Source organism: Glycocaulis sp., from assembly GCF_052168375.1.
Taxonomy (GTDB): domain Bacteria; phylum Pseudomonadota; class Alphaproteobacteria; order Caulobacterales; family Maricaulaceae; genus Glycocaulis.
The window spans coordinates 35,511-42,477 of sequence record NZ_JBQLZR010000309.1 but is presented as its reverse complement, the minus strand read 5'-3'; the positions used below and the strand labels follow the sequence as shown (position 1 = coordinate 42,477).

The 6,967-nt window shown below is 63.9% G+C and carries 4 protein-coding genes; 1 reads left to right on the top strand and 3 read right to left on the bottom strand.

What is annotated here, in order from left to right:
• Positions 1-195: 195 nt before the first annotated feature.
• On the top strand, positions 196-351 hold the full coding sequence (locus ACTS2Z_RS12840; RefSeq protein WP_442573606.1) for a hypothetical protein: 156 nt from the start codon (positions 196-198) through the stop codon (positions 349-351).
• Positions 352-357: 6 nt separating this feature from the next.
• On the opposite strand, the gene ACTS2Z_RS12835 is transcribed toward ACTS2Z_RS12840, so the two are convergent.
• The 3 genes from ACTS2Z_RS12835 to katG all read right to left on the bottom strand — a co-directional run bounded on the left by ACTS2Z_RS12835 (position 358) and on the right by katG (position 6,960).
• Positions 358-3,165: a phosphoenolpyruvate carboxylase gene (locus ACTS2Z_RS12835; RefSeq protein ID WP_442573605.1), complete on the bottom strand. Its 2,808-nt coding sequence runs from the start codon at positions 3,163-3,165 to the stop codon at positions 358-360.
• Between the two features lie 21 nt (positions 3,166-3,186).
• Positions 3,187-4,629: a pyridoxal phosphate-dependent decarboxylase family protein gene (locus ACTS2Z_RS12830; protein WP_442573604.1), complete on the bottom strand. Its 1,443-nt coding sequence runs from the start codon at positions 4,627-4,629 to the stop codon at positions 3,187-3,189.
• A gap of 153 nt (positions 4,630-4,782) precedes the next feature.
• A complete protein-coding gene (gene katG, locus ACTS2Z_RS12825) occupies positions 4,783-6,960 on the bottom strand; it encodes a catalase/peroxidase HPI (RefSeq protein ID WP_442573603.1) in 2,178 nt (725 codons plus the stop codon).
• Positions 6,961-6,967: the final 7 nt, after the last annotated feature.

Below are 6,967 nucleotides of genomic sequence, written 5' to 3'. Positions count from 1 at the left end.
TCCGCACTGGCCAGGTGGCTGGCCGTGCGGGCGTGAGCTGGGGCTGGTAAGCCGGTCCTGCTTGCGTGAGGAGCAGAGGGCCGGAGCCACCACTCCGGCCCTTTGCCTTGTCCGGCAGGCAGGAACCGCCCGCGTTTACAGGCGTTTTCTCCATCGAGCCTCCCTGTGGCGGGGCAGTGAAAGAGGAGAAACGCCATGCGTTCCAACCAGAAACTTGTTTATGCCGGTGTTGCCGTTGTGCTGATCCTGGTCGGTGCAGTGGGCTATGCGCTGTGGCGCGACAGCCAGACCCAGACGCTGGAGATCAATCTTGGCGATGAGACCCTGCGTATCGAGTCCGAGGGACGCTGACGCGATCTAGCCTATGGCCCGGTGATAATGGCTGATCGCCACGCTCACCTGCGTGATCAGCGGATAGAGCTGCTCCAGCGGACGGATGATCCGGGCCTGAATCTCCGGATACCCCCTCAAGGCCGGCGAGTCGGTCGTGCTGGGCTCCTCGATGGCGTCGAGCGCGCCGAGTGCCTCGCTTGCCTCGGGGAAAATCTCGTCCAGCGCACTGACGGCTTCCGGAATGCGCAAGGCCAGCACCAGATCAATGATGTCCCCCCGTGTCAGATCATGACGCGGCGAGAAGCCCGGCAGGCGTGAAATGATCAGAAAGGCCTGCATGATCAGCGCCTGACGCACTGCGTGAAGCGCCTCAACCGCCTGCCGGTCGGGGTCTTCGCGCCAGCTGGTCGAGGCGACAAGCTGGTCAAAGCTCATCAGGTCGGCCGAGAGATGATTGGCCAGACGCACCAGAGCGGTATGGCGCGACTGATCGGCAAGACGTGCCGACAGGTCGAGGAAGGCCCGCTGCATGGCCGGTGACCGTGCCCAGGCCGCCCGCCCCGTCCACTCGCTGGCATCGTACAGGCGGGCATAGCCCCGCAAGGCGCTCAGGCTTGTCAGCGTGCGGGCCCGCATCACCATGGCGATCAGGCGCTCCATGCGAGGCGAGCGGGCGATCAGCGTTGCCATGCGCTCCGGCTCTGAATGGATTGATGCGCCGATGCCGCCAGACACATTGGCCGGAATGGCCAGCTGTTGCAGGGCGGCATTGTGCGGAATGGCGCGCAGCATCGACAGGTCGAGCGACTGGCCGGGTCCGCCGGGGCGCTTGGCTTTTCGTGATCCGGACTTGACCAGAAGGTTTGGCGCAAAGGCCGTTATCGCATTGCGGTAATCGGGGTTTTCAAACAGGTCTTCCTGCCAGCTTTTCAGGGCGCGATAGACATCCCAGGTGTAGTCGATCTCGGCATAGAAGGGGTCGGCGCTATTGCCGTCAGGAATGTCTAGCGCGTGCACCGCCGTCTGCATGACGACGGAGTTGGCCAGTTCCTGACGGGCGAAATGCACGAAACCGTCACCGCCCTGATAGCTCGTCTCGTGGATCAGCGGCACGCCAGCCGCCTTGAAGCGCGAGCGCGCCCAGGGGGTCAGCAAATGGTCCAGCCGGTCAGCCAGTGATCCGGGATGTGCACCCCGCCCCATCGACTCGCCGTGCGTGTTGAACACCACAAGCTCGATATTGCGCACATCATGGCGGGCGAGCGCCCGGGCCACGAGTATATGCAGGCGCTCGATGGCGAGCTCAGCTGCCGCCTGGCCCATGAAGCGGCCTGCATCGGAGAAACCGAGCTGGATGGTGATGCGTCCGCGCGCCTCGACATAGTCGCGATAGGCGGGCTCGCTGATGAGGCGGTCCATGAGGCGTCCACCGCGTTCCAGTGCGTCAGGCGTCTCGAACAGGGGCGAAATGTCGACCTTCTCCGCCACACCGTAGAGGCGGGCAAGATAGACGGCGCCCATCACCGTTGCGGGTGTCTCGCACTCCGCCAGCAGGAAGCGGATCGGGGTGTCCGCATCGATATGCTTCAGGAATTGCGCGCACATCATGAACTGACGCCGCGCGGTCATCTGTTCAAGGAAGACCGAAGCGAAGCTGACATCGTGCAGGGCCGCGCTCTGAGCGCGCTCGGCCGCACGGGCCAGGGCGAGGCGCCCGAAATCTTCTTCCTCTTCCTCTAGGCCGAGATCGGCCCTCACGGCGCTTTTTAGCTGCGCCGCATTGATGCGCAGATGAATGTGTGCGGCGCCAAGCCCGGCTGAAGCCATCTCTGCGCGCAAGGAAGCCAGTTTCAACGCGTTCTCACCGCTGGCCGTTTCCAGAGCCTCGCCCAGCTCTTCCAGCAGCGGCGTCACCGAGACCAGACGGTCGGCGTGCGGTGCCGTCAGGGCATTGGCGGCTTTCACCACGCTGGCGGGCACTTCCAGATCGGTCTCGAAAAGCGCGGCGTGACTGCGTGAAAGGCTGGCGGCCCGGGCAAGACGCTCGCCAAGTTCAGGAAGGCCTGCTTCAGCGGCCAGCCGGGCATAGCGCTCCAGCTGGATTGCCTTTTCCTCGAGGCGGAAGGCGATGGACCGGCCCCAGTGAATGTCGGTGCGGCCATCAAGATCATAGCCGACCCAGCTTGCCAGAGAGATCAGCCGCGGCTGCAAGGCCTGCCACTTTTCAGGAAAATGGGAGCGCGCGGTTTCAAGAATGAGGGCGTCGAGGCGCGCAAGAGCGGTTCGTGCCCGCTCGATCGCGTCTTTCACCTCGCCATGTTCGGTCAGGAGCGAGATGTCATCGTCAGGGCCATGGGTGAGACCGCCGGTTTCAGGCACATCGCCGTTCAGCGCCGCATCGACCAGCGCTCCGCGCAACGCCCTGGACAGGGCAAAAGTCGGGTGGGCGGTAAAGACAATGCCCGCCCGGCAACGTCCGACCGCGTCGCTGAAGGCGTCAAACCCTTTCGCCGCCAGCGTGTCCAGACGGTCTTTCAGGGCGGTCTCGGCGGCGCCTGAAAGTCCCGGTGCGTGCAATTCGCGAAGGGCCTCTGCCCGGCGGGCGAGGCCTGCATCGGCAAGTTCACGAACGAGAGCGCCTATCCCCTCGACCGATACCGCACCGCGGTGCAGGCCGGAGAAAAGCTCGCTGGCAAGGTCGCCAACCGGGTTGCGCAAGGGCGAGTCCCAGTCTTCTCCCCAGCCGCCTTCAAGCGCCTGCAGGCAATAGCGTGCAAGAGCACCGGGCGTGCCGGGCAGACGCGTCTCGGGGTCGTCCTTGGGCCGTGACATGATTTGCCTTTCAGGTCTGAATCAGGCGCGCGGCTTGGCGTAGAGCCGGTTGATATACTCGGTCAGGATACGGTCGCGCGCGGTGTGCGGCAGGGCATCCATCAGCGTATTGATGGGGCGCATTTCCGCGCCCGGTCCCCCGGCGCGCGCGGCGAAGACACCGCTCATGGAATCAAGCAGCTCTGCCGGGTCCATGCCGGCAATCGCGCTGATGTCTTCGGGTTTGTGGGGCGCAGTGCGGTAGGCAGGATCGGCACGCAGACGGGCTGTCTCGGCGCGCAAATCCTCCAGCATGGCATCGACATTCGGCGCATTCACGAAACCGACCGAGATGTGCAGATTTGCCGGAGACGGGCCGAAGCCGAACTGGGGCTGGAGATACCAGCCCTTGGCCTTCATCGCGTCAGACAGGGCGAAGATGTCGAAATCCTCGGCGGCAAAGGCGAGCACATTGCCCGGCGGATTGCCGAGAAGTTTCAGGCCCTCGATCTCGCGCACCGCGTCGCAGATCTTGCGCGCGCCTTCCTGGGTGACTTTGGCAAAGCGCAGATAACCTTCCTCGCCGATGAAATTCAGCGCTGCCCACGCACCGGCGATGGGACCGCCTGAACGGCCAGACTGCATGGTGGGGTTCACGATCGTGTAGCCGGTCCAGCCCGACCAGGCGAAAATCTGGTGCTTTCTGAGCTCGCCATCGGTGTAGAGCACGCAGGATGCGCCCTTGGCTGCATAGCCCCATTTGTGGAAGTCGAGCGACATCTGGGTCACGCCGGGCGTGGAGAGGTCGAAATCGGGAATGTCGGCGCCGAGCTTGCGCGCGAAGGGCAGGTACATCCCGCCGACGCAGCAATCGACGTGAAAGAGCAAACCCGCCTTCAGGGCGATCTGGCCAATATCGGCGATGGGATCCACGACGCCGTGTGCATAGGACGGCGCGGAGGCGACCAGCATCACGGTCTGGTCGGTGATGGCCTTCTCCATGGCATCGGGCATGGCAGTGAAGGTTTCGGGATCGACCGGCGTGACGACCGGCTTCACGTCGAAATACTTGCAGGCCTTGTAAAAAGCCGGGTGCGCGGTTTCCGGCAGGACGAGCTCTGGCGCGGTGATGTGGGGCTTGGTTGCGCGGGCATGGTCTCGCGCCGTCTTCACGGAGAGCAGGATGCTTTCTGTACCGCCGGTGGTGAAGCTGCCTTTGGCGCCGGGCGGTGCATTTTGCAGGTCGAGTGCCATGGCGATGACGTCGCGTTCCAGCTCCAGACAGGACGGGAAGGAGGTTGGGTCGAGGCCGTTCTCGGTCAGAAAGGAGCCATAGGCCTGCTTCACGGTTTCCATGGCTTCGGGGCCGGCGTCATAGACATAGGCAAAGACGCGCCCCTCTTTCCAGCGCACGTCATTACCTTTGCGCGCTTCGAGTTCAGCCAGCAGGGACTCGGCCGTGCGGCCTGTCTTCGGGAATGCCATGAATCTTAGCTCCAGGAAGGGAAGGGGAGGTTTTGGGGTCCGGCGCATGACGCTAACGGCGCGCGCTATCGGATCAAGCCTCAATCGGCACATGAAAACGCCCGGATGCAGGGTGCATCCGGGCGCTTCACGTCAGTCAGGGTTGAACCTTGCCTAGGCGGCGAGGTCGAACCGGTCGGCGTTCATCACCTTGGTCCAGGCGGCAACGAAGTCGCGAACGAACTTCGCCTTGTTGTCGTCCTGGGCATAGACTTCGGAGTAGGCGCGAAGGATCGCGTTCGAACCGAAGACAAGGTCAGCGCGCGTAGCGGTCCAGCGGGTCTTGCCGGTCTTGCGGTCGACGATCTCGTACAGGTTCTTGCCTTTCGGCTCCCACTTGTTGCCCATGTCGGTCAGGTTCACGAAGAAGTCCGTCGACAGAGCGCCTTCCTTGTTGGTGAAGACGCCGTGCTTGGTGCCGCCATGGTTGGCGCCGATGACCCGCAGGCCGCCCACCAGAACCGTCATTTCCGGTCCGGTCAGGCCCATGAGCTGGGCGCGGTCGAGGAGAACCTCTTCCGGCTTCGTGTCATAGTCGCTGCGGATCCAGTTGCGGAAACCGTCGGCAAACGGTTCGAGCGATTCAAAGCTGTCGCCGTCAGTCTGTTCGGCCGTGGCGTCGCCGCGGCCCGGCGCGAACGGCACCTTCACGTCATAGCCGCCAGCCTTGGCAGCCTTCTCGATACCGACATTGCCGGCCAGCACGATCACGTCGGCGATGCTGGCGCCGGCTTCCTTGGCGATCGGTTCGAGAACCGAGAGCACCTTGGCGAGGCGGGCCGGCTCATTGCCTTCCCAGTCCTTTTGCGGGGCAAGGCGGATGCGGGCGCCATTGGCACCGCCGCGCTTGTCCGAACCGCGATAGGTGCGGGCGCTGTCCCAGGCGGTGTTGACCATCTCGGCAACGCTCAGGCCGCTGGCGGCAATCTTCGCCTTGACCTTTTCCACGTCATAGCCGGTCGGGCCTTGCGGCACCGGGTCCTGCCAGATGAGGTCCTCGTCCGGCACGAACGGGCCGTAATAGTTCGCCTTCGGGCCCATGTCGCGGTGGGTCAGCTTGAACCAGGCGCGGGCGAAGGTGTCGGCGAAATAGTCGGGGTCCTTGTGGAAGCGCTCGCAGATGGCGCGATAGGTCGGGTCGACCTTCATCGCCATGTCGGCATCCGTCATGATCGGATTGTGCTTGATCGAGGGATCGGATGCGTCGGGGAATTTGTCTTCCTCGGCGATATTGATCGGCTCCCATTGCCAGGCACCGGCGCGGGACTTCTTCACTTCCCATTCGTATTTGAAGAGCAGGTCGAGATAGCCCATGTCCCACTTGGTCGGGTTGGTCGTCCAGGCGCCTTCCAGGCCGGAGGTGTGGGCGGTGTTCGCCTTGCCGTCAAAGCCCGGATTGTCCCAGCCAAGGCCGGCAAGCTGCAGGTCGCTGGAGGCAGGGTCGGCGCCGATACGGTCAGCCATCGTGCCGCCATGGGCCTTGCCGACGGTGTGGCCGCCGACGGTCAGCGCAGCGGTTTCCTCGTCATTCATGGCCATGCGGGCGAAGGTGGCGCGCACGAACTTGGCGGTCTCTGCCGGGTTCGGATTGCCGTTCACGCCTTCCGGGTTCACATAGATCAGGCCCATGTGGGAGGCAGCCAGCGGGTTGAGCATGGTGTTGGCGTCGTCGATGGACGACACACGCTCGTCGGACGGCGCGAGGATTGCGCTGTCGCTACCCCAGTTGATGTCGATTTCCGGAGCCCAGATGTCTTCGCGGCCGAAGGCAAAGCCGTAAACTTTCAGGCCCATGTTTGCGTAGGCGACCGTGCCGGCGAGCGCGAGCAGGTCTGCCCAGGACAGGGCGTTGCCGTACTTCTTCTTCACCGGCCAGAGCAGGCGGCGCGCTTTTTCCAGGCTGGCATTGTCCGGCCAGGAGTTGAGCGGTTCGAAGCGGATATTGCCCGAGCCCGCGCCGCCGCGGCCATCGCCCAGACGGTAGGAGCCAGCCGCGTGCCAGGACAGGCGGATGAAGAGGCCGCCATAATGGCCCCAGTCAGCCGGCCACCAATCCTGGCTGTCGGTCAGGAGCGCATCGACATCGTTCCAGACACCCTGGAAGTCGAGCTTCTTCACCGCCTCGCGATGGTTGTAGTCGACATCCATCGGGTTCGCGCGGGCACCATGCTGGTGCAGGATGTCCAGGTTGAGCATGTTCGGCCACCAGCGGGTGGGGTGCGTGTTATAGCTGGTATTGCCGCCGTGCATGACCGGGCATTTGCCCGTCATCTTCGCATCATTTCCGTCCATCGGATTC

Bases quoted from the DNA above. Each gene is read 5' to 3' on its own strand.
- katG (WP_442573603.1), bottom strand. From the start codon at position 6,960: ATGGACGGAAATGATGCGAAGATGACGGGCAAATGCCCGGTCATGCAC.
- ACTS2Z_RS12835 (WP_442573605.1), bottom strand. From the start codon at position 3,165: ATGTCACGGCCCAAGGACGACCCCGAGACGCGTCTGCCCGGCACGCCC.
- ACTS2Z_RS12830 (WP_442573604.1), bottom strand. From the start codon at position 4,629: ATGGCATTCCCGAAGACAGGCCGCACGGCCGAGTCCCTGCTGGCTGAA.
- ACTS2Z_RS12840 (WP_442573606.1), top strand. From the start codon at position 196: ATGCGTTCCAACCAGAAACTTGTTTATGCCGGTGTTGCCGTTGTGCTG.